Annotated in this window: 19 protein-coding genes, 1 tRNA gene and 1 other RNA gene; 18 read left to right on the top strand and 3 right to left on the bottom strand. The window is 41.1% G+C overall.

The genetic code is table 11. The features are described 5' to 3' along the window. Positions 1-14: 14 nt before the first annotated feature. The 4 genes from NMM17_RS06315 to NMM17_RS06300 all read left to right on the top strand — a co-directional run bounded on the left by NMM17_RS06315 (position 15) and on the right by NMM17_RS06300 (position 3,480). Positions 15-842, top strand: a complete 828-nt coding sequence (locus NMM17_RS06315; protein ID WP_000153519.1) for an HAD family hydrolase — start codon at positions 15-17, stop codon at positions 840-842. Position 843: 1 nt separating this feature from the next. Next, positions 844-1,479 (top strand): SGNH/GDSL hydrolase family protein, encoded by a 636-nt coding sequence (locus NMM17_RS06310; RefSeq protein WP_000290665.1) that lies wholly within the window; start codon positions 844-846, stop codon positions 1,477-1,479. Between the two features lie 61 nt (positions 1,480-1,540). Beyond that, positions 1,541-1,888: a transfer-messenger RNA gene (gene ssrA / locus NMM17_RS06305) on the top strand. Between the two features lie 257 nt (positions 1,889-2,145). Continuing rightward, positions 2,146-3,480, top strand: a complete 1,335-nt coding sequence (locus NMM17_RS06300) for an Nramp family divalent metal transporter (RefSeq protein WP_000094601.1) — start codon at positions 2,146-2,148, stop codon at positions 3,478-3,480. 78 nt (positions 3,481-3,558) lie between these two features. Here NMM17_RS06300 and NMM17_RS06295 read toward each other — a convergent pair. After that, positions 3,559-3,646 (bottom strand) — tRNA-Ser (locus tag NMM17_RS06295). A gap of 161 nt (positions 3,647-3,807) precedes the next feature. On the opposite strand from NMM17_RS06295, the gene NMM17_RS06290 reads away from it, so the two are divergent. From NMM17_RS06290 to NMM17_RS06275, 4 genes are all read left to right on the top strand, one after another. Beyond that, positions 3,808-4,548, top strand: coding sequence for a DeoR/GlpR family DNA-binding transcription regulator (locus NMM17_RS06290; RefSeq protein ID WP_049499468.1), 741 nt, complete (start codon positions 3,808-3,810; stop codon positions 4,546-4,548). Then, entirely contained in the window at positions 4,545-5,456 is a 912-nt protein-coding gene (gene pfkB, locus NMM17_RS06285) for a 1-phosphofructokinase (protein ID WP_254754061.1), read from the top strand. Before NMM17_RS06290 ends, pfkB begins: the two co-directional genes overlap by 4 nt. Continuing rightward, positions 5,453-7,405 (top strand): fructose-specific PTS transporter subunit EIIC, encoded by a 1,953-nt coding sequence (locus NMM17_RS06280; RefSeq protein WP_254754060.1) that lies wholly within the window; start codon positions 5,453-5,455, stop codon positions 7,403-7,405. The genes pfkB and NMM17_RS06280 overlap by 4 nt, the downstream gene beginning before the upstream one ends. A gap of 88 nt (positions 7,406-7,493) precedes the next feature. Beyond that, positions 7,494-9,797 (top strand): DNA translocase FtsK, encoded by a 2,304-nt coding sequence (locus tag NMM17_RS06275; protein WP_368406695.1) that lies wholly within the window; start codon positions 7,494-7,496, stop codon positions 9,795-9,797. 44 nt (positions 9,798-9,841) lie between these two features. On the opposite strand, the gene NMM17_RS06270 is transcribed toward NMM17_RS06275, so the two are convergent. Continuing rightward, complete coding sequence (locus NMM17_RS06270) at positions 9,842-10,270, bottom strand: DUF6556 family protein (RefSeq protein WP_254754059.1); 429 nt, start codon at positions 10,268-10,270, stop codon at positions 9,842-9,844. A gap of 138 nt (positions 10,271-10,408) precedes the next feature. On the opposite strand from NMM17_RS06270, the gene NMM17_RS06265 reads away from it, so the two are divergent. The 9 genes from NMM17_RS06265 (at position 10,409) to NMM17_RS06225 (ending at position 19,424) form a co-directional block, all read left to right on the top strand. Beyond that, positions 10,409-11,551, top strand: coding sequence for a cysteine desulfurase family protein (locus NMM17_RS06265; RefSeq protein ID WP_254754058.1), 1,143 nt, complete (start codon positions 10,409-10,411; stop codon positions 11,549-11,551). A gap of 8 nt (positions 11,552-11,559) precedes the next feature. Next, complete coding sequence (gene thiI / locus NMM17_RS06260) at positions 11,560-12,774, top strand: tRNA uracil 4-sulfurtransferase ThiI (RefSeq protein ID WP_070527918.1); 1,215 nt, start codon at positions 11,560-11,562, stop codon at positions 12,772-12,774. A gap of 136 nt (positions 12,775-12,910) precedes the next feature. After that, positions 12,911-13,735, top strand: a complete 825-nt coding sequence (locus NMM17_RS06255; protein WP_254754057.1) for an alpha/beta hydrolase — start codon at positions 12,911-12,913, stop codon at positions 13,733-13,735. 20 nt (positions 13,736-13,755) lie between these two features. Continuing rightward, positions 13,756-14,496: an esterase family protein gene (locus tag NMM17_RS06250; RefSeq protein WP_254754056.1), complete on the top strand. Its 741-nt coding sequence runs from the start codon at positions 13,756-13,758 to the stop codon at positions 14,494-14,496. Positions 14,497-14,508: 12 nt separating this feature from the next. Then, entirely contained in the window at positions 14,509-15,675 is a 1,167-nt protein-coding gene (locus NMM17_RS06245) for an acetyl-CoA carboxylase biotin carboxylase subunit family protein (protein ID WP_254754055.1), read from the top strand. 155 nt (positions 15,676-15,830) lie between these two features. Beyond that, complete coding sequence (gene gla / locus NMM17_RS06240; protein WP_049551099.1) at positions 15,831-16,736, top strand: aquaglyceroporin Gla; 906 nt, start codon at positions 15,831-15,833, stop codon at positions 16,734-16,736. Between the two features lie 125 nt (positions 16,737-16,861). Then, positions 16,862-17,587, top strand: coding sequence for a CppA family protein (locus NMM17_RS06235; RefSeq protein ID WP_049551100.1), 726 nt, complete (start codon positions 16,862-16,864; stop codon positions 17,585-17,587). Then, complete coding sequence (locus tag NMM17_RS06230) at positions 17,584-18,519, top strand: serine hydrolase domain-containing protein (RefSeq protein WP_049551101.1); 936 nt, start codon at positions 17,584-17,586, stop codon at positions 18,517-18,519. The genes NMM17_RS06235 and NMM17_RS06230 overlap by 4 nt, the downstream gene beginning before the upstream one ends. Positions 18,520-18,527: 8 nt before the next feature. After that, positions 18,528-19,424 carry a DMT family transporter gene (locus NMM17_RS06225; RefSeq protein ID WP_049551102.1) on the top strand — a complete coding sequence of 299 codons (897 nt, stop codon included), beginning with the start codon at positions 18,528-18,530 and terminating at the stop codon, positions 19,422-19,424. A gap of 148 nt (positions 19,425-19,572) precedes the next feature. On the opposite strand, the gene NMM17_RS06220 is transcribed toward NMM17_RS06225, so the two are convergent. Continuing rightward, positions 19,573-20,271: a GntR family transcriptional regulator gene (locus tag NMM17_RS06220; RefSeq protein WP_000936192.1), complete on the bottom strand. Its 699-nt coding sequence runs from the start codon at positions 20,269-20,271 to the stop codon at positions 19,573-19,575. Between the two features lie 141 nt (positions 20,272-20,412). On the opposite strand from NMM17_RS06220, the gene guaA reads away from it, so the two are divergent. After that, positions 20,413-21,975 carry a glutamine-hydrolyzing GMP synthase gene (guaA, locus tag NMM17_RS06215; protein WP_254754054.1) on the top strand — a complete coding sequence of 521 codons (1,563 nt, stop codon included), beginning with the start codon at positions 20,413-20,415 and terminating at the stop codon, positions 21,973-21,975. The last annotated feature ends 231 nt before the right edge of the window (positions 21,976-22,206 follow it).

The following is a 22,206-nucleotide window of genomic DNA, read 5'->3' as shown; positions in this document are numbered from 1 at the left end:
CCAGAGGAAAGTAAATGACGATTAAGGTAATTGCAACAGATATGGATGGGACCTTGCTGGATGCTAGAGGCCAGCTTGATCTCCCACGTTTGGAAAAGATTTTAGATCAGTTGGATCAAAGGGGTATTCGTTTTGTCATTGCGACTGGGAATGAAATTCACCGCATGAGGCAACTACTGGAGCACTTGGTCGATCGGGTGGTTCTGGTTGTTGCAAACGGTGCTCGTATTTTTGAAAACAATGAACTGATTCAGGCTCAGACTTGGGATGATGCCATTGTCGATAAGGCTTTGGCTCATTTTAAGGGTCGAGCGTGTCAGGATCAGTTTGTTGTAACGTCTATGAAGGGTGGTTTCGTCAAAGAAGGTACGATTTTTACAGACCTTGAAAGTTTTATGACTCCAGAAATGATTGAAAAATTCTACCAACGGATGCAATTTGTGGACGAATTAACCTCTGACCTCTTTGGTGGTGTGCTCAAGATGAGTATGGTTGTTGGTGAGGAACGTTTGAGTTCGGTCTTGGAAGAAATCAATGACCTCTTTGATGGCCGTGTTCGTGCTGTATCGAGTGGCTATGGTTGCATTGATATCCTTCAAGCTGGAATTCATAAAGCATGGGGCTTGGAAGAATTACTCAAGCGCTGGGACTTGACCTCCCAACAAATCATGGCTTTTGGTGACAGTGAAAATGATGTTGAAATGCTTGAAATGGCTGGAATTGCCTATGCGATGGAAAATGCTGATGATAAAGCCAAAGCTGTGGCTACTGCTCTAGCGCCAGCCAATAGCCAAGGAGGAGTTTATCAAATCTTGGAAAACTGGTTAGAAAAAGGAGAATGAAGTGGCAGTACAGTTATTAGAAAATTGGTTACTAAAGGAACAAGAAAAAATCCAAACCAAGTATCGTCACTTAAATCAGGTTTCTGTTGTAGAGCCAGACATTCTTTTTATTGGGGATTCTATTGTCGAATATTATCCTCTGCAGGAACTATTTGGGACTTCGAAGACGATTGTCAATCGAGGCATTCGAGGGTATCAGACAGGGCTGTTATTAGAAAATCTAGATGCGCATCTGTACGGTGGAGCAGTAGATAAAATTGTCCTTTTGATTGGGACAAATGATATCGGAAAAGATGTGCCTGTGAATGAGGCTCTCAATAACCTCGAAGCTATCATACAATCCATTGCTCGCGATTATCCATTGACTGAGATTAAATTGCTTTCTATTTTGCCAGTCAATGAGGGAGAAGAGTACAAGCAGACAGTCTATATCCGCACGAATGAAAAAATTCAGAAATGGAATCAAGCCTATCAAGAGCTTGCTTCTGCCTATATGCAGGTAGAATTTGTGCCAGTTTTTGATAGTTTGACAGACCAGGCAGGTCAACTCAAAAAAGATTATACAACTGATGGGTTGCACCTTAGTGTTGCTGGTTATCAGGTTTTGACAAAATCTTTGAAAGACTATCTTTTGTAGTTAATTGCTTTCCTTTTTGCATTTTTGTGTTAGATAAGGTATAATGGTTTTATTGTCTTTTGGGGTCGTTACGGATTCGACAGGCATTATGAGGCATATTTTGCGACTCGTGTGGCGACGTAAACGCTCAGTTAAATATAACTGCAAAAAATAACACTTCTTACGCTCTAGCTGCCTAAAAACCAGCAGGCGTGACCCGATTTGGATTGCTCGTGTTCAATGACAGGTCTTATTATTAGCGAGATACGATCAAGCCTTGTCTAGCGGCTTGATAAGAGATTGATAGACTCGCGGTTTCTAGGCTTGAGTTATGTGTCGAGGGACTGTTAAACGAATACATAACCTATGGTTGTAGACAAATATGTTAGCAGATGTTTGGACGTGGGTTCGACTCCCACCGGCTCCATTGATAATTTACATTGTTTTGTAAATCTTTCTAAAACGTTGTTTTTACAACATTTTGTTGTATCCTAAATATTAAATCAAGTCCTGAATTTTCTTAAGTTTTTATCATATTTTCTGTTATAATTAAGGTGCCTTAAGAAAAATAATGAAAAAACTAAATGTTTTTCATATAGTTTTCATTGTTTTAATAGTTTAAAGTCAATCTTATTTTTCTCTAATAGAAAATAATGAAAAAGTAGGTTTAGAAAGAGGTAAGTATCTATGTCTTCTCATAAAAAAGTGTCACTCTCTGAGATTAATCAATCTATCGATACTCCAAATAACAATCATTTCTGGCAAAATTTAAATGCCTTTTTAGGTCCGGGTGCTCTTGTCGCAGTTGGTTATATGGATCCAGGAAACTGGATTACCAGTGTAGTCGGTGGTGCTTCCTATAAGTATAGTCTCTTGTTTGTTATCTTGATTTCATCTCTCATTGCCATGCAACTTCAGCAGATGGCAGGAAAGCTTGGTATTGTAACCCAGATGGACCTGGCTCAAGCAACGGCTCATCATTCACCTAAATGGCTTCGTTATAGTCTATGGGTGATTTTAGAATTAGCCTTGATGGCGACAGATCTGGCAGAAGTTCTAGGTTCAGCGATTGCTCTCAATCTTCTCTTTAAGATTCCGATTATGATAGCAATTCTCTTGACCGTGTTGGATGTTTTTCTCTTATTGCTTCTGATGAAATTTGGCTTTAAGAAGATTGAAGCTATTGTGACAACACTGATTTTAACCATTCTAGCAATTTTTACCTATCTGGTAGCTTTGTCACATCCAAGCTTCCAAGGAATCGTTGAGGGTTATCTACCGAATGCAACCTTATTTGAAAGTCCCTTGCCAGGGCATGAAAGTCAATTAACCTTGGCACTAGGGATCGTGGGAGCAACGGTTATGCCCCATAACCTCTATTTGCATTCTTCCTTGTCTCAAACTCGGAAAATCAATCACAAGGACAAGAATGATGTTCGAAAAGCCGTGCGCTTTATGACCTGGGATTCAAATCTCCAATTATCCTTGGCCTTTGTGGTTAACTCCCTTCTATTAATTCTCGGGGCGGCTCTCTTTTTCGGCCATGCATCTGAGATTTCTGCCTTCTCTCAAATGTATAATGCCTTGCAGGATTCTACTATTGCAGGAGCTATAGCTAGCTCGACCTTATCAACCTTGTTTGCCTTGGCTTTATTAGCCAGTGGTCAAAATTCGACAATTACGGGTACCTTGACTGGACAAATCGTTATGGAAGGTTTCTTGCATATGAGATTACCTCAATGGTTCATTCGTTTGGCAACTCGTCTCTTTGCCTTGTTGCCTGTCATGATTGTAGCGGTTCTGTTTGGTCATCAGGAAAAAACATTGGATCAGTTATTGGTTTATTCACAAGTCTTTCTTTCGATTGCTCTTCCATTTTCAATCTTCCCACTGATTTATCTAACTTCTAAGAAATCACTGATGGGAGAATTTACCAATGCCAAATGGAATACCATCCTTGGCTATATCGTTTCCATTATCTTAACAATTCTCAATGTGAAATTGTTATTTGATATTTTCTAAGAAATTCACCCGAGTTATAAAACAAGCATATAAGAAAAAAGATACCCAAGATTTCTTGGGTATCTTTTTTAAAATAAACGGAAGACATGGGATTCGAACCCACGCACGCTGTTACACGCCTACCGCGTTTCCAACACGGCCTCTTAAGCCTCTTGAGTAATCTTCCAATACTTACTCAAATAGTCTACCATAAAGCCACTTATCTTGCAATAAAAATTCTGGAAATGAGAAAAATGATAGATTTTGAAAGAAAATGATAAAAAATGCTTGACTTTGAAAGGGAGTGTGATAGAATGAATAGTGTAAACGATAACAGGAGGTGATTCAGTGTTAAAAACAGAGCGGAAACAACTGATTTTAGAGGAGTTAAATCAACATCATGTAGTTTCTCTAGAGAAATTAGTTAGTTTGCTAGAAACGTCAGAATCAACGGTTCGAAGAGACTTGGATGAGTTGGAAGCAGAAAACAAGCTTCGTCGCGTACATGGTGGAGCAGAATTGCCCCATTCCTTGCAGGAAGAAGAAACCATTCAAGAAAAATCTGTCAAAAACCTTCAAGAGAAGAAGTTGTTAGCTCAGAAGGCGGCCTCTCTCATCAAGGAACAAGATGTCATCTTTATCGATGCTGGAACAACAACTGCCTTTTTGATTCATGAATTGGGCAATAAGAATGTTACAGTCGTGACCAACTCGATTCACCATGCTGCTCAGTTGGTTGAAAAGCAGATTCCAACTGTCATGGTTGGAGGAAGTGTCAAGATGGCGACAGATGCTAGCATAGGGGGCGTTGCTCTTAACCAGATTAACCAATTGCACTTTGACCGTGCCTTTATCGGAATGAATGGTGTGGACGATGGCTATTATACGACTCCTGATATGGAGGAGGGAGCTGTTAAGCGTGCTATTTTAGAGAATGCCAAACAGACCTATGTCTTGGTGGATTCGTCAAAAATTGGACAAACTTGCTTTGCCAAAGTAGCACCACTCAAACGAGCTATTGTTATCACAAGTCAAGGGCATGAGCTCTTGCAGGCTATTAAGGAGAAAACGGAGGTAATAGAAGTATGATTTATACAGTCACACTCAATCCATCTATTGATTATATCGTTCGTTTGGACCAAGTCCAAGTCGGTAGTGTCAATCGTATGGACAGTGATGATAAGTTTGCTGGAGGGAAAGGAATCAATGTCAGTCGTGTTTTGAAACGTTTGGATATACCCAATACTGCGACGGGATTTATCGGAGGCTTTACTGGTAAATTTATCACAGATACTTTAGCAGAGGAAGAAATCGAGACACGTTTTGTCCAAGTATCAGAAGATACTCGTATCAATGTTAAAATCAAAGCAGACCAAGAGACAGAAATCAATGGGACTGGTCCAACTGTTGAGCCGGATCAGCTAGAAGAATTGAAAGCTATTTTATTTAGTCTGACAGCAGAAGATATAGTTGTCTTTGCAGGTTCAAGTACTAAAAATCTAGGCAATGCCATCTACAAGGATCTAATTGCCTTGACACGCAAGACTGGTGCGCAAGTCGTTTGTGATTTTGAAGGACAGACCTTGATTGATAGTTTGGACTACCAGCCACTTTTGGTCAAACCAAACAATCATGAACTTGGAGCGATTTTTGGAGTGAAACTCGAAAGTTTAGATGAAATTGAGAAATACGCTCGTGAGTTACTGGCTAAAGGTGCTCAAAACGTCATTATTTCTATGGCTGGTGACGGTGCTCTTCTTGTCACATCTGAGGGAGCTTACTTCGCAAAACCTATCAAGGGAACAGTCAAAAATTCAGTTGGAGCTGGTGACTCTATGGTTGCTGGATTTACAGGTGAATTTGTCAAATCAAAAGACGCAGTAGAAGCCTTCAAATGGGGAGTTGCTTGTGGAACGGCAACTACCTTCTCGGATGACTTGGCAACAGCAGAATTTATTAAAGAAACATATGAAAAAGTTGAGGTAGAAAAACGATGAAAATTCAAGACCTATTGAGAAAAGATGTCATGTTGCTGGATTTGCAGGCAACTGAAAAAACAGCTGTCATCGAAGAAATGATTAAAAGTTTGGTAGATCACGGTTATGTGACAGATTTTGAAACATTTAAAGAAGGTATTTTGGCACGTGAAGCTTTGACTTCTACAGGTTTGGGTGACGGAATCGCTATGCCTCACAGCAAAAATGCTGCTGTCAAAGAAGCAACGGTTCTCTTTGCTAAGTCAAACAAGGGTGTTGACTATGAGAGCTTGGACGGGCAAGCAACTGATCTCTTCTTCATGATTGCGGCTCCAGAAGGTGCCAATGACACTCACTTGGCAGCCTTGGCAGAATTGTCTCAATACTTGATGAAAGATGGTTTTGCTGACAAACTCCGTCAAGCAACATCAGCTGACCAAGTCATTGAACTTTTTGACCAAGCTTCAGAAAAAACTGAGGAACTTGTTCAAGTGCCTGCAAATGAAACTGGTGACTTTATCGTAGCTGTTACAGCTTGTACAACAGGTATCGCCCACACATACATGGCTCAAGAAGCCCTTCAAAAAGTGGCTGCTGAAATGGGTGTTGGAATTAAGGTCGAAACCAACGGTGCTAGCGGTGTTGGTAACCAACTAACTGCGGAAGACATTCGTAAGGCTAAAGCTGTTATCATCGCGGCAGACAAGGCAGTTGAAATGGATCGTTTCGACGGTAAACCATTAATCAATCGTCCAGTTGCTGACGGTATCCGTAAGACAGAAGAGTTAATTAACTTGGCTCTTTCAGGAGATGCTGAAGTTTATCGTGCTGCTAATGGAACAAAAGCTACAACAGCCTCTAACGAAAAACAAAGTCTTGGTGGTGCCTTCTACAAACACTTGATGAGTGGTGTATCGCAAATGTTGCCATTTGTTATTGGCGGTGGTATCATGATTGCCCTTGCCTTCTTGATTGACGGTGCTTTGGGTGTTCCAAATGAAAATCTTGGTAATCTTGGTTCCTACCATGAGCTAGCTTCTATGTTCATGAAAATTGGTGGAGCTGCCTTTGGTTTGATGCTTCCAGTCTTTGCAGGTTATGTTGCCTACTCTATCGCTGAAAAACCAGGTTTGGTAGCAGGTTTCGTGGCTGGTGCTATTGCCAAAGAAGGTTTTGCCTTTGGTAAAATTCCTTATGCCGCAGGTGGTGAAGCAACTTCAACTCTTGCAGGTGTCTCATCTGGTTTCCTAGGTGCCCTTGTTGGTGGATTTATAGCAGGTGCCTTGGTTCTTGCTATCAAGAAATACGTTAAAGTTCCTCGTTCACTTGAAGGTGCAAAATCAATCCTTCTCTTGCCACTTCTTGGGACAATCTTGACAGGATTTGTCATGCTAGCTGTTAATATCCCAATGGCAGCAATCAACACTGCTATGAATGACTTCCTAGGTGGTCTTGGAGGAGGTTCAGCTGTCCTTCTTGGTATCGTCCTTGGTGGAATGATGGCTGTTGACATGGGTGGACCAGTTAACAAAGCGGCTTATGTCTTTGGTACAGGTACGCTTGCAGCTACTGTTTCTTCAGGTGGTTCTGTGGCTATGGCAGCAGTTATGGCTGGAGGAATGGTGCCACCACTTGCTATCTTTGTCGCAACTCTTCTTTTCAAAGATAAATTTACCAAAGAAGAACGTAACTCTGGTTTGACAAACATCATCATGGGCTTGTCATTTATCACTGAGGGAGCGATTCCATTTGGTGCCGCTGACCCAGCTCGTGCTATCCCAAGTTTTATCCTTGGTTCAGCAGTAGCAGGTGGGCTCGTTGGTCTTACTGGTATCAAACTTATGGCGCCACACGGAGGAATCTTCGTGATCGCCCTTACTTCAAATGCTCTCCTTTACCTCGTTTCTGTCTTGGTAGGAGCAATTGTAAGTGGTGTGGTTTATGGTTACCTACGCAAACCACAAGCATAAAAATTAGATAGAAAATAAAAAGATTGGACCGTTTGGTGCAGTCTTTTTCTCTTTCCGAAATACCTGTGAAATATGGTATAATAGAAGAATGGCAAACAAGAATACAAGTAAAACAAGACGGAGACCGTCTAAAGCAGAACTCGAAAGAAAAGAAGCGATTCAACGAATGTTGATTTCGTTGGTAATCGCGCTTTTATTGATTTTCGCAACCTTCAAATTAGGGGCTGCAGGTATAACCCTGTACAATTTAATTCGCTTATTGGTGGGTAGCCTAGCTTATCTGGCAATATTTGGTATCCTACTCTATCTCTTCTTCTTCAAGTGGATACGAAAACAGGAAGGACTCTTATCAGGATTTTTCACCATATTTGCAGGTTTGCTCTTGATTTTTGAGGCCTACTTAGTTTGGAAATATGGTTTGGACAAGTCGGTCTTAAAAGGAACCATGGCTCAGGTTGTGACTGATTTGACTGGTTTTCGAACGACCAGTTTTGCTGGAGGTGGCTTGATTGGTGTTGGCCTTTATGTGCCAACAGCCTTTCTCTTCTCAAATATCGGTACTTACTTTATTGGTTCTATCTTGATTTTAGTAGGTGCTCTCCTAGTCAGTCCTTGGTCTGTTTATGATATTGCTGAATTTTTCAGTAGAGGCTTTGCCAAATGGCGGGAAGGGCATGATCGTCGAAAAGAGGAACGCTTTGTCAAACAAGAAGAAAAATCTCGTCAAAAGGCTGAGGAAGAGGCTAGATTAGAAAAAGAAAAGGCCGAAAAAGCCTTACTCGATATGCCTCCTATTGATATGGAAACGGGTGAAATTCTGACAGAAGATGTTGTGCTTGACGTTCCACCTGTTCCGGAAGAAGAGTGGATAGAACCAGAAATCATCCTGCCTCAAGCTGAACTTGAATTCGCTGAACAGGAAGATGGCTCTGATGATGAAGATGTTCAGGTCGATTTTTCAGCCAAGGAGGCTCTTGAATATAAACTTCCAAGCTTACAACTCTTTGCCCCAGATAAACCAAAAGACCAGTCTAAAGAGAAGAAAATCGTTCGTGAAAACATCAAAATCCTAGAAGAAACCTTTGCTAGTTTTGGTATTAAGGTAACGGTTGAACGGGCTGAAATTGGGCCGTCAGTAACCAAGTATGAAGTCAAGCCAGCAGTCGGTGTACGGGTTAACCGCATTTCCAATCTAGCAGATGACCTCGCTCTAGCCTTGGCAGCCAAGGATGTCCGAATCGAAGCACCTATCCCAGGGAAATCTTTAGTGGGAATCGAAGTACCTAACTCCGAGATTGCGACAGTTTCTTTCCGCGAACTATGGGAACAATCTCAAACAAAAGCAGAAAATCTCTTGGAAATTCCTCTAGGAAAGGCAGTTAATGGCACCGCAAGAGCTTTTGACCTTTCCAAGATGCCCCACTTGCTAGTTGCAGGTTCAACGGGTTCAGGGAAGTCGGTAGCAGTTAACGGCATTATCGCTAGCATCCTTATGAAGGCTAGACCTGATCAAGTTAAATTTATGATGGTCGACCCCAAGATGGTTGAATTGTCCGTTTACAATGATATTCCCCATCTCTTGATTCCAGTTGTGACCAATCCACGTAAGGCAAGCAAGGCCCTTCAAAAGGTAGTGGATGAGATGGAAAATCGTTATGAACTCTTTGCCAAGGTGGGAGTTCGGAATATTGCAGGCTTTAATGCCAAGGTAGAAGAGTTTAATACCCAGTCTGAGTACAAGCAGGTTCCGCTACCTCTCATTGTCGTGATTGTAGATGAGTTGGCTGACCTCATGATGGTGGCCAGCAAGGAAGTAGAAGATGCCATTATCCGTTTGGGACAGAAGGCGCGTGCTGCTGGTATCCACATGATTCTTGCAACCCAGCGCCCATCTGTTGACGTCATCTCTGGTCTGATCAAGGCCAATGTTCCTTCTCGTGTCGCTTTCGCAGTTTCATCAGGGACAGACTCCCGTACGATTTTGGATGAAAATGGAGCTGAGAAACTGCTTGGCCGAGGTGACATGCTCTTTAAACCGATTGATGAAAATCATCCAGTTCGTCTCCAAGGCTCCTTTATCTCGGATGATGATGTTGAACACATCGTAAACTTCATTAAGGCTCAGGCAGATGCGGACTACGATGAGAGTTTTGATCCGGGAGAAGTTTCTGAAAATGAAGGAGAATTTTCAGATGGTGAATCTGGTGGTGATCCGCTTTTTGAAGAAGCCAAGGCTTTGGTAATCGAAACTCAGAAAGCCAGCGCATCTATGATTCAGCGTCGTTTGTCAGTTGGATTTAACCGTGCGACCCGTCTCATGGAAGAGCTTGAAATGGCAGGTGTCATTGGTCCAGCTGAAGGTACCAAACCAAGAAAAGTTTTACAACAATAAAAAAATAGCTTCTTTCCAGGTTTGGAAGGAGGCTATTTTAGTGATTATTGATTAGTTTTATTTTCCGAAGTTGGGGTATTGGACTGTTTTTCATTTTCAGTGGCAGGTTTACTTGGAGCAGGTGTAGTAGAGTCCTGAGTTGCTGTTTTCTGCTCTTCTTTTTTCTCTTCCTTGACGCTAGATTTTGGTGTTTCCTCTTGCTGTGTTTTTTCTTGGGTAGTATTATTTTCCTTATTGGGACTAGTGTTTTCCTGAGGGGATTCCTTTTGAATTTCTTTGACAATTGTTGTCGTCTGGCTTGTCGTAGGTTCTTTTTTAGTGTTTTTGTTATTATCTAAGGCGTTCATGATAGTGATACTTGCAGTAATTAAGCCAAGGATACTACCGATAGTGGCAACAGTTTTTTGAAAGACCGTGAAGCCTTTTTTGATGTGTTCTGTTTTTGGTTTTGAAGTTCTACGATAATTAGACATATATTCTCTCCTTTAATTAAAATTTATTATACCGCATTTCTTTAAAAAAATCTTAAAAAAAGAGAAATTGCCCTTTCTTGTCGCAAGCTCCGTTTCATGATACAATAGAAGGAGTGATTTTAGAAAGCGTGAGAAAACATGATTTACTTTGATAATTCGGCGACGACCAAGCCCTATCCTGAAGCCCTTGAAACTTATATGCAGGTCGCTTCAAAAATTTTAGGAAATCCATCTAGTCTCCATCGTTTGGGAGACCAGGCAACACGAATCTTAGATGCTTCTCGCCAACAGATTGCAGATTTAATCGGTAAGAAAAGCGATGAAATCTTCTTTACTTCTGGTGGGACAGAAGGAGATAACTGGGTCATCAAGGGTGTGACCTTTGAAAAGGCTCAGTTTGGAAAACACATCATTGTATCAGCCATTGAACATCCGGCAGTCAAAGAGTCAGCCCTCTGGTTGAAAAGTCAAGGATTTGAAGTAGATTTTGCTCCAGTTGATAACAAAGGATTTGTGGATGTTAAAGCGTTAGCAGATTTGATAAGACCTGATACGACCCTCGTTTCCGTCATGGCTGTGAACAATGAAATCGGTTCTGTTCAGCCCATTGAGGCTATTTCAGAACTGTTAGCAGACAAGCCGACTATTTCCTTCCACGTTGATGCGGTTCAGGCACTTGCCAAGATTCCGACTGAAAAGTATCTGACAGAACGAGTGGATTTTGCGACTTTCTCTAGTCACAAGTTTCACGGAGTTCGAGGTGTTGGATTTGTCTATATCAAGTCTGGCAAGAAGATTACGCCTCTGTTGACTGGTGGTGGTCAGGAGCGTGATTATCGTTCAACAACTGAAAATGTGGCAGGAATTGCAGCGACAGCCAAGGCTCTCCGCTTGTCTATGGAAAAGCTAGATATCTTTAGGTGCAAGACTGGGCAGATGAAGGCAGTGATTCGCCAAGCCCTTCTGGACTATCCAGATATTTTTGTCTTTTCAGATGAGGAAGACTTTGCCCCTCATATTCTGACTTTTGGAATCAAGGGTGTTCGCGGTGAAGTCATTGTTCATGCCTTTGAAGACTATGATATTTTCATCTCAACGACCTCTGCTTGTTCATCCAAGGCAGGGAAGCCTGCAGGGACTTTGATTGCCATGAGAGTGGACAAGGATAAGGCCCAGTCAGCTGTACGTTTAAGCCTAGACCTTGAAAATGATATGAGTCAGATTGAGCAGTTTTTGACCAAGTTAAAATTGATTTACAATCAAACTAGAAAAGTAAGATAGGAGCATTCATGCAATATTCAGAAATTATGATTCGTTACGGTGAGCTGTCAACCAAGGGTAAAAACCGTATGCGTTTCATCAATAAACTTCGCAATAATATTTCAGACGTTTTGTCTATCTATCCCCAAGTTAAGGTAACGGCAGATCGTGACCGTGCCCACGCTTACCTCAATGGAGCAGATTACACAGCAGTAGCAGAATCGCTCAAACAAGTTTTTGGAATTCAAAACTTTTCCCCTGTTTATAAGGTTGAAAAATCTGTAGAAGTTCTGAAGTCTGCTGTCCAAGAGATTATGCAGGACATCTACAAGGATGGCATGACCTTTAAAATTTCTGGCAAGCGTAGCGACCACAACTTTGAGTTGGATAGTCGTGAACTCAATCAAACACTTGGAGGAGCTGTTTTCGAAGCCATTCCAAATGTGCAAGCTCAAATGAAAAGTCCTGACATCAATCTTCAGGTGGAAATCCGTGAAGAAGCAGCCTATCTTTCTTATGAAACCATTCGTGGGGCTGGTGGTTTGCCAGTTGGAACTTCAGGTAAAGGGATGCTCATGTTGTCAGGAGGGATCGACTCACCTGTAGCAGGTTATCTTGCACTTAAGCGTGGGGTGGATATTGAGGCTGTTCATTTTGCCAGCCCACCTTACACGAGTCCAGGCGCTCTTAAAAAAGCCCAAGATTTGACCCGTAAATTAACCAAGTTTGGGGGAAATATCCAGTTTATCGAAGTACCTTTCACAGAGATTCAAGAGGAAATCAAGGCCAAAGCGCCAGAAGCTTACTTGATGACTCTAACGCGTCGTTTTATGATGCGGATTACAGATCGTATTCGTGAGGTACGAAATGGTTTAGTAATTATCAACGGGGAAAGTCTTGGTCAAGTAGCAAGCCAAACCCTCGAAAGCATGCAGGCTATCAATGCAGTTACCAACACTCCCATCATCCGTCCAGTTGTGACAATGGATAAGTTGGAAATCATTGACATTGCTCAGGAAATTGACACCTTTGAAATTTCTATCCAGCCTTTTGAAGACTGTTGTACCATTTTTGCGCCAGATCGTCCGAAAACAAATCCTAAGATTAAGAATGCGGAGCAGTACGAAGCGCGTATGGATGTTGAAGGATTAGTAGAGCGAGCTGTGGCTGGAATCATGATCACTGAAATCACACCTCAAGCTGAAAAAGATGAAGTGGATGATTTGATTGACAATCTGCTCTAATCAGAAAATCCAAAAGAATTTAGAAAATTAAATGAAAAAGTTAGTTTTTAATTCCAAAAACGGAAGCAAAACTAACTTTTTTTCTATTTTTATGGTATAATGAGATAAAATTTTGAATATAGAGAGTTTTCTGACAATGAATCAATCCTACTTTTATTTAAAAATGAAAGAACACAAACTCAAGGTTCCTTATACAGGTAAGGAACGCCGTGTACGTGTTCTTCTTCCTAAAGATTATGAGAAAGACACGGATCGTTCCTATCCTGTTGTTTACTTTCATGACGGGCAAAATGTTTTTTATAGCAAGGAGTCTTTCATTGGCCATTCATGGAAGATTATCCCAGCTATTAAGCGAAATCCTGATATCAGTCGCATGATTGTCGTTGCCATTGACAATGATGGTATGGGGCGGATGAATGAGTATGCGGCTTGGAAGTTCCAAGAATCTCCTATCTCAGGGCAGCAGTTTGGTGGTAAGGGTGTGGAGTATGCCGAGTTTGTCATGGAGGTGGTCAAACCTTTTATCGATGAGACCTACCGTACTAAAGCTGACCGCCAGCATACGGCTATGATTGGTTCCTCACTAGGCGGCAATATTACCCAGTTTATCGGTTTGGAATACCAAGACCAAATTGGTTGTCTAGGCGTCTTTTCATCTGCTAACTGGCTTCACCAAGACGCCTTTAATCGCTATATTGAACTCCAGAAATTATTTCCTGACCAGCGTATCTTTATCTATGTTGGAACAGAAGAAGCAGATGATACGGACAAAACCCTGATGGCTGGTAATATCAAACAAGCCTATATCGATTCGTCTCTTCGCTATTACCATGATTTGATAGCAGGTGGGGTACACTTAGATAATCTTGTCTTGAAAGTTCAGTCTGGTGCTATCCATAGTGAAATCCCTTGGTCGGAGAATTTACCAGACTGTCTGAGATTTTTTGCAGAGAAATGGTAAGTTAGAAAAGGAGAAAGCCAATGCATATTGAAAACCTTAGCCACTGGAGTGGCAATCTTAACCGTGAAATGTACCTTAATCGTTATGGACATGCAGGGATTCCAATTGTGGTCTTTGCTTCATCAGGTGGGAGTCACAACGAATACTATGATTTTGGCATGATTGATGCCTGTGCTTCCTTTATCGAGGAAGGCCGTGTTCAGTTCTTTACCCTATCTAGTGTTGACAGTGAGAGCTGGTTGGCCACTTGGAAAAATGGTCACGACCAAGCAGAGATGCACCGTGCCTATGAACGCTATGTGATTGAGGAAGCCATTCCTTTTATCAAGCATAAGACAGGTTGGTTTGATGGCATGATGACGACAGGGTGCTCCATGGGCGCATACCATGCTGTCAATTTCTTTCTCCAACATCCAGATGTCTTTACCAAGGTGATTGCTCTCAGTGGTGTCTACGACGCACGTTTCTTTGTCGGAGATTACTACAATGATGATGCAATTTACCAAAACTCGCCAGTAGATTATATCTGGAATCAGAACGACGGTTGGTTTATCGACCGTTACCGTCAGGCAGAGATTGTGCTTTGTACGGGGCTTGGTGCCTGGGAACAAGACGGTTTACCATCTTTCTACAAGCTCAAAGAAGCCTTTGACCAGAAACAAATTCCAGCCTGGTTTGCTGAATGGGGACATGATGTCGCCCATGACTGGGAATGGTGGCGCAAACAAATGCCTTATTTCCTTGGAAATCTCTATTTATAAAAGGAGTTACCTATGAATTACCTTGTTATTTCTCCCTACTATCCTCAAAATTTTCAACAGTTTACCATTGAACTAGCTAATAAAGGCATCACAGTCTTGGGAATTGGCCAAGAACCATACGAGCAATTGGATGAACCTTTACGCAATAGCCTGACTGAGTATTTCCGTGTTGACAATCTTGAAAATATAGATGAAGTCAAACGTGCAGTTGCTTTTCTCTTTTATAAACATGGCCCAATTGACCGTATCGAGTCCCACAATGAATATTGGTTAGAGTTGGACGCAAGTCTTCGTGAGCAATTCAATGTTTTTGGTGCCAAACCAGAGGATCTCAAAAAGACAAAATTTAAGTCTGAAATGAAGAAACTGTTCAAAAAAGCAGGTGTCCCTGTGGTACCTGGAGCTGTTATCAAAACTGAAGCGGATGTGGATCAAGCTGTGAATGAAATTGGCCTTCCAATGATTGCCAAACCTGACAATGGAGTGGGAGCAGCCGCGACCTTTAAGCTTGAAACAGAAGACGATATCAATCACTTCAAGGCTGAGTGGGATCATTCAACTATTTATTTCTTTGAGAAATTTGTCACTTCCAGTGAAATCTGCACTTTTGATGGTCTTGTGGACAAGGATGGTAAAATTGTCTTTTCAACAACCTTTGACTACGCCTATACACCGCTTGATCTCATGATTTATAAGATGGACAATTCCTACTATGTTCTTAAGGATATGGATACAAAATTACGTAAATATGGTGAGGCAATTGTCAAAGAATTTGGTATGAAAGAACGTTTCTTCCATATCGAGTTCTTCCGCGAGGGAGACGATTACATCGCTATTGAGTACAACAACCGCCCTGCAGGTGGATTCACTATCGATGTTTATAATTTTGCTCATTCCTTGGACCTCTATCGTGGATATGCATCCATTGTCGCAGGAGAAGAGTTCCCAGCGTCAGACTTTGAACCTCAGTATTGTTTGGCTACATCACGTCGTGCAAATGCTCATTATGTCTATTCTGAGGAGGACTTGCTTGCTAAATACAACCAGCAGTTCAAGGTTAAGAAAATCATGCCAGCAGCCTTTGCAGAACTTCAAGGAGATTACCTTTATATGCTAACAACTCCGAGTCGACAAGAAATGGAGCAGATGATTGCAGATTTCGGACAACGTCAAGAATAGGATATGAAGACTTAACAAGCTTTATTTGTTAAGTCTTTTTAAATTCCCTGAATAAAAGCGTTTTCCCAGTTAATCTTTTAGAAAACATATTGCTAAAAGATATAAAAATTGATAGAATAAGGATTGTCTAAAAAATTTTAAGGAGAATCTATCAAATGGATTTCACATGGGCAATTAAATATGCCACTGAATTTTTGGCCACTGCTATTTTGATCATTCTTGGAAATGGTGCAGTTGCCAACGTTGAACTTAAAGGTACGAAAGGTCATCAAAGTGGCTGGATCGTTATCGCTGTTGGTTATGGTATGGGGGTTATGATTCCAGCCTTGATGTTTGGTAACGTATCAGGTAACCACATCAACCCAGCCTTCACTCTTGGACTTGCGATTAGCGGTCTTTTCCCTTGGGCACAAGTAGCGCCTTATATCCTTGCACAAGTTTTGGGTGCTATCTTTGGTCAAGCTTTGGTTGTGGCAACACACCGCCCATATTACTTGAAAACTGAAAATCCAAACAATATCTTGGGTACTTTCTCAACCATTTCAAGTTTGGATAATGGTACAAAAGAAGCACGTTTCGCAGCAACTGTTAATGGTTTTGTAAACGAGTTTGTTGGTTCATTTGTTCTTTTCTTTGCAGCTCTTGGAATGACTAAAAACTTCTTTGGTGCTGAACTAGTATCAAAAGCACAAGCTGCTATCAATGCTCAAGTTGCACAAGCAACTACTCAAGGTCAAACAATTCCTCAAGAACAAGTAACAGCAGCACTTGACCAAGCTAAAGAACAAGTGGCACCATTTATGACATCTGGTCTTGGAATTGCTCACTTGGCACTTGGATTCCTTGTTATGGCCTTGGTAACTTCACTTGGTGGACCTACAGGACCTGCCTTGAACCCAGCCCGTGACTTGGGACCACGTCTCCTTCATGCTTTCCTTCCAAAATCAGTTCTTGGTGAGCACAAAGGTGATTCAAAATGGTGGTACTCTTGGGTACCAGTAGTAGCACCGATCGCAGCAGCAATTGCGGCAGTAGCTATCTTCAAATTCCTTTACCTATAAGACATTGAAACCGGGGAAATCCTCGGTTTTTTTATATGAAATTTTTACGAAAAATCGGTAAATTTGAGCATAATATCTTGTAAAAAATTCTAAAATCCTTTAAAATAAAAGAGTTGGAGGAATTTATGAATGTAAATCAAATTGTACGGATTATTCCTACTTTAAAAGTTAATAATAGAAAATTAAATGAAACATTTTATATTGAAACCCTTGGTATGAAGGCCTTGTTAGAAGAGTCGGCCTTTCTGTCACTAGGCGACCAAACAGGTCTTGAAAAGCTGGTTTTAGAAGAAGCTCCAAGTATGCGTACTCGTAAGGTAGAGGGAAGAAAAAAGCTGGCTAAACTGATTGTCAAGGTGGAAAATCCCTTAGAAATAGAAGGACTCTTATCTAAAACAGATTCGATTCATCAATTATATAAAGGTCAAAATGGCTATGCTTTTGAAATTTTCTCACCAGAAGATGATTTGATTTTGATTCACGCGGAAGATGATAGAGCAAGTCTAGTAGAAGTAGGAGAAAAGCCTGAATTTCAAACAGATTTGGAATCAATTTCTTTGAGTAAGTTTGAGATTTCTATGGAATTACATCTCCCAACTGATATCGAAAGTTTCTTGGAAACATCTGAAATTGGGGCATCACTTGATTTTATCCCAGCTCAGGGGCAGGATTTGACTGTGGACAATACGGTTACTTGGGACTTATCTATGCTCAAGTTCTTGGTTAATGAATTAGACATAGCAAGTCTTCGCAAGAGGTTTGAGTCTACTGAATATTTTATTCCTAAGTCTGAAAAATTCTTCCTTGGTAAAGATCGAAATAATGTTGAATTGTGGTTTGAAGAAGTATGAAGTGGACCAAGATTATTAAAAAAATAGAAGAACAAATCGAGGCAGGGATTTATCCCGGAGCCTCTTTTGCGTATTTTAAGGACAATCAATGGACGGAGGTCTATTTAGGACAGAGTGACCCAGAGCATGACTTGCAGACCGAGGCAGGACTAGTTTATGACTTAGCCAGTGTCAGCAAGGTTGTTGGGGTTGGGACAGTTTTTGCTTTTTTGTGGGAAAAAGGCAAATTAGATATTGACAGTCCTGTAACCGATTTTTTACCTGAGAGTGATTATCCAGACATCACTATTCGCCAGCTCTTAACCCATGCTACAAATCTTGATCCGTTTATTCCCAATCGTGATCTTTTAACAGCCTCAGAATTAAAGGAAGCGATGTTTCATCTCAATAGACGAAATCAGCCAGCCTTTCTTTATTCGGATGTCCATTTTTTGCTGTTAGGTTTTATCTTGGAAAGAATCTTTGATCAAGACTTGGATGTGATTTTACAAGAACAAGTCTGGAAACCTTGGGAAATGACGGAAACTCAATTTGGACCTGTTGAGCTTGCTGTTCCAACAGTCAGAGGTGTGGAGGCCGGTATGGTACATGATCCCAAGGCTCGCCTGCTGGGCAGACATGCAGGTAGTGCTGGTTTGTTTTCGACTGTAAAGGATTTACAAATCTTTTTAGAACACTATTTAGCAGATGATCTTGCAAGGAATTTGAGTCAAAATTTTTCTCCTTTGGATGACAAGGAACGTTCTTTGGCATGGAATTTGGAAGGAGATTGGCTAGACCATACGGGCTATACAGGTACCTTTATCATGTGGAATCGCCAGAAGCAAGAAGCGGCTATTTTCCTATCGAATCGTACCTATGAAAAGGATGAGAGGGCTCAATGGATTTTAGACCGTAATCAAGTGATGGACTTGATTCGTAAAGAAGAGTAAGGAGAGACATGTCAAATAGTTTAAAAGGGACTCTATTAACAGTTGTGGCTGGTATTGCTTGGGGCTTGTCTGGAACGAGTGGCCAATACCTGATGGCACACGGAATTTCGGCTCTAGTTTTGACCAACTTGCGTCTTTTAATCGCTGGTGGGATTCTCATGCTCTTAGCTTATGCTACTGCAAAGGATAAAATGCTGGTCTTTTTAAAGGATAGAAAGAGCTTGCTGTCTCTTCTTATTTTTGCTCTAATTGGCCTCTTCCTCAATCAATTTGCCTATCTAACTGCTATTCAGGAAACCAATGCAGGTACCGCGACTGTGCTTCAGTATGTTTGTCCTGTCGGGATTTTGATTTATAGCTGTATCAAGGATAAGGTGGCGCCGACACTGGGAGAGATTATTTCAATCATATTAGCCATTGGAGGGACCTTCCTGATCGCCACTCATGGGCAGTTGGACCAGTTATCCATGACACCTTCTGGCTTATTCTGGGGGCTCTTTTCTGCTCTGACTTACGCACTTTATATCATTTTACCCATAGCCTTGATTAAGAAGTGGGGGAGTAGTTTGGTTATTGGTGTGGGAATGGTCATAGCAGGTTTGGTTGCCCTTCCTTTTACAGGGGTTCTACAGACTGCTATCCCAACTAGTCTTGATTTTCTCCTTGCATTTGCAGGTATTATTCTTATCGGGACTGTCTTTGCCTATACAGCTTTTCTAAAAGGAGCCAGTTTGATTGGGCCGGTCAAGTCAAGTTTGTTGGCTTCAATTGAGCCAATTTCGGCTGTTTTCTTTGCCTTCTTAATCATGAATGAACAATTTTATCCCATTGATTTTCTTGGCATGGCAATGATATTGTTTGCTGTAACTCTGATTTCTTTGAAAGATTTACTCTTAGAGAAATAAAAAAGACTCTTTGTCCGTGACAGAGAGGTTTTATGTAGTATTTTATACTCAATGAAAATCAAAGAGCAAACTAGGAAACTAGCCGCAGGCTGTACTTGAGTACGGCAAGGCGACGTTGACGCGGTTTGAATTTGATTTTCGAAGAGTATTAATTGTTTTCAAGATAAAATTCAAAACGTTCGCCTACATACTGACTTTTTACGTATTCAAATGCAGTACCATCTTCTAGGTAGGAAACCTGAGTCAAACCAAGAATAGCATGTCCTTTTTCAACTTCCAAATAGTGGGCAATCTTTTCTTTAGCAAGGCGAGCATAAATAGTCTGTTGAGATTTGCCTATACGGTAGCCGTGTTTTTGCAAGGTTTGGAAGAAATGACTGGTGATTTCTTCTTTTTTAAAGTCCTTAATGAATTTTTCAGGAATAGAAGCAACTTCATAAACCAGAGGAACTTGGTCGGCATAGCGAACACGTTCCATTCGGATAATATTTTCGGTAGGAGAAATTCCTAGCTTGGCAACTTCCTGTTCATTGGGAATGGTTTTTCTGTAGGAAATGAGTTGGCTAGAGGGTACTTTACCTTGGGACTTAACAATTTCAGTAAAACTGGTTGTCCCTCTCATCTTTTCTTGTACACGTGTACTGGATACAAAGGTGCCACTTCCTACACGGCGCTCTAAAACTCCTTCTTCGACCAAGAGGGAAATAGCTTGTCGGAGGGTCATGCGACTGACCTCAAACTGCTCTGCTAAATCTCTTTCACTGGGAAGTCTCTCACCAATAGCCCAACGATGTTCGTCAATATCCTTTTTAATCTGATCATGGATTTTCATATAAGCGGGTAGCATATTTTTCACTTCATTTCTATCTTTTCTCTATTGTACCCCAATAAACTAGAAAAAGTCAAACTTCGCCTTGTTTAGTTGGTAATTCGCCCTTATTTGTGATAGAATATTGAAAAAAGATATTTCTTTTGAGAAAGGAAAAAGATGAGCAACATTTCAACTGATTTGAAAGATGTAGAAAAAATCATCGTATTGGACTATGGTAGCCAATACAACCAGCTGATTTCACGCCGTATCCGTGAGATTGGTGTTTTTTCAGAGCTAAAGAGTCATAAAATTTCAGCTGCTGAAGTTCGTGAAATCAATCCGGTAGGAATCATCCTTTCAGGTGGTCCAAACTCTGTATACGAAGATGGTTCATTCGATATTGACCCAGAAATTTTCGAACTTGGAATTCCAATTTTGGGAATCTGTTATGGTATGCAGTTGTTGACCCATAAACTTGGAGGAAAAGTTGTTCCTGCAGGTGATGCTGGAAATCGTGAATATGGTCAATCAACCCTAACTCACACACCATCAGCTCTTTTTGAATCAACACCTGATGAGCAGACTGTTTTGATGAGCCATGGTGATGCAGTTACTGAGATTCCTGCTGACTTTGTTCGTACAGGTACATCAGCTGACTGCCCATACGCAGCCATCGAAAACCCAGATAAACACATTTACGGTATCCAATTCCACCCAGAAGTTCGTCATTCTGTATACGGAAATGATATCCTTCGTAACTTTGCCCTTAACATTTGTAAGGCTAAAGGTGATTGGTCAATGGATAACTTTATTGATATGCAGATCAAAAAAATCCGTGAAACAGTTGGAGATAAACGTGTCCTTCTTGGCCTATCAGGTGGAGTTGACTCATCTGTAGTTGGAGTTCTTCTCCAAAAGGCTATTGGCGATCAATTGATCTGTATCTTTGTAGACCACGGTCTTCTTCGTAAAGGAGAAGCAGACCAAGTTATGGACATGCTTGGTGGTAAGTTTGGTTTGAATATCGTCAAAGCAGACGCTGCTAAACGTTTCCTTGACAAACTTGCTGGCGTTTCTGACCCTGAGCAAAAACGTAAAATCATCGGTAATGAATTTGTGTATGTATTCGATGACGAAGCAAGCAAGCTCAAAGATGTGAAATTCCTTGCTCAAGGTACCTTATATACAGACGTTATCGAGTCTGGTACAGATACAGCTCAAACTATCAAGTCACACCACAACGTGGGTGGTCTTCCAGAAGACATGCAGTTTGAATTGATCGAACCACTCAACACTCTCTATAAAGACGAAGTTCGTGCTCTTGGTACAGAGCTTGGTATGCCAGACCATATCGTATGGCGCCAACCATTCCCAGGACCAGGCCTTGCTATCCGTGTCATGGGAGAAATTACTGAAGAGAAACTAGAGACTGTTCGTGAGTCAGACGCTATTCTGCGTGAGGAAATTGCCAAAGCTGGCCTTGACCGCGATATTTGGCAATATTTCACTGTTAACACAGGCGTTCGCTCAGTTGGGGTTATGGGTGACGGTCGTACTTATGACTACACGATTGCAATCCGTGCTATTACCTCTATCGATGGTATGACAGCTGACTTTGCAAAGATTCCTTGGGAAGTTCTTCAAAAGATTTCTGTACGTATCGTAAACGAAGTAGACCATGTTAACCGCATCGTCTACGATATTACAAGTAAACCACCTGCAACAGTTGAGTGGGAATAGTCATCTAAGGACTAATTTATGTAGTTTAACGAGCCAGTATCTTTGGATACTGGTTTTTTACTATATCTGGATTTTTGATTACTTGTTAAAACTGGGTGAATTTTCGATAGTTTATCAGCCATTATGAAAATCAAAGAGCAAGCTAGGAAGGCAGCAGAAGTTTGCTCAAAGCACTACTTTAATGTTGTAGATAAGACTGACGAATATATAATCCAAGGTGAAGCTGACTTG

Origin of the sequence: Streptococcus sp. CF7_Ac1-12 (assembly GCF_024295905.1) — a bacterium.
Lineage (GTDB): Bacteria > Bacillota > Bacilli > Lactobacillales > Streptococcaceae > Streptococcus > Streptococcus mitis_AP.
This window is presented reverse-complemented; position numbering and strand designations above follow the sequence as displayed.